General features: G+C 41.7%; 1 protein-coding gene. It reads right to left on the bottom strand.

The window, feature by feature from the left end:
* Positions 1–23 precede the first annotated feature (23 nt).
* Positions 24–833, bottom strand: a complete 810-nt coding sequence (locus tag ACEYW6_RS36430; RefSeq protein WP_412983642.1) for an IS5 family transposase — start codon at positions 831–833, stop codon at positions 24–26.
* Positions 834–928 lie beyond the last annotated feature (95 nt).

Here is a 928-nt window from a genome sequence, read left to right as displayed (position 1 = left end):
AGAGGGTGTTTATAAAATAAATATTAAGCAGGCGAGCAACAATGATTGCGGGCTAATCTACGTAACATAAGATTTGTCATAGCGACATATATCATTGTTTCACTTGTTTGAGGATGATATTCGTAATCCTTACTGAGACGACGATAGCGACCAAGCCACGCAAATGTACGCTCTACGATCCAACGTCGAGGTAATACTTTAAACCCGTCTGTGCGATCGCAACGCTTGATAATTTCGAGTCCACAACCAATGAAATATCTCACCCAATCGACTAACAAGCCAGCATATCCGGCATCCGCCCAAATCAAATGTAGTTTAGGGAATAAGTGGTCAATTTTATCGAATACAAGCTTTGCACCATCACGATCTTGAATTGAGGCTGTATGTACTACAACCATCAAAATTAGACCCATCGTATCAACAACGATATGGCGTTTACGACCATTAATCTTTTTTCCGGCATCATAGCCTTTGACTCCTCCTTTTTCAGTTGTTTTCACAGTTTGAGAGTCTATAATTCCGGCGGATGGTTCTACGTCCCGTCCTTCGAGTTGCCTGAGTTGCGATCGCAATACTGTGTGGATTTTTTGCCATACCCCTTTTCGCTCCCAGCGTCGGAAATATGAATATACTGTTTGCCATGCAGGTAAATCGTGAGGCATCATTCGCCACGAGCAGCCTGCACGCAATATGTAAAAGATCGCGTTTACTACTTCTCGCATATCTACTTCACGCTTTTTTCCACGCTTTCGCTTACTTTCTGCTGGAATCATTGATTTTATCAAATCCCATTCGACATCAGAAACGTCTGTGGGATAAGCTTTTCGACTCATTTCACCCGATTCAAAGACTACGACTGTCTCTTTTAAGATACCTGTCTTGGGGAATGACTATGGTGTTGTTTATTTTTTATTTATAAACACCCTCT

This window comes from Nostoc sp. UIC 10607 (assembly GCF_047228265.1).
Taxonomy (GTDB): domain Bacteria; phylum Cyanobacteriota; class Cyanobacteriia; order Cyanobacteriales; family Nostocaceae; genus Nostoc; species Nostoc foliaceum_A.
Note: the sequence above shows the minus strand (reverse complement) of the source record. Positions and strands in the feature narration are given on the sequence as shown.

What these genes read in the sequence shown, in the direction of transcription:
- ACEYW6_RS36430 (WP_412983642.1), bottom strand. Translation starts at nt 833, where the DNA reads ATGAGTCGAAAAGCTTATCCCACAGACGTTTCTGATGTCGAATGGGAT.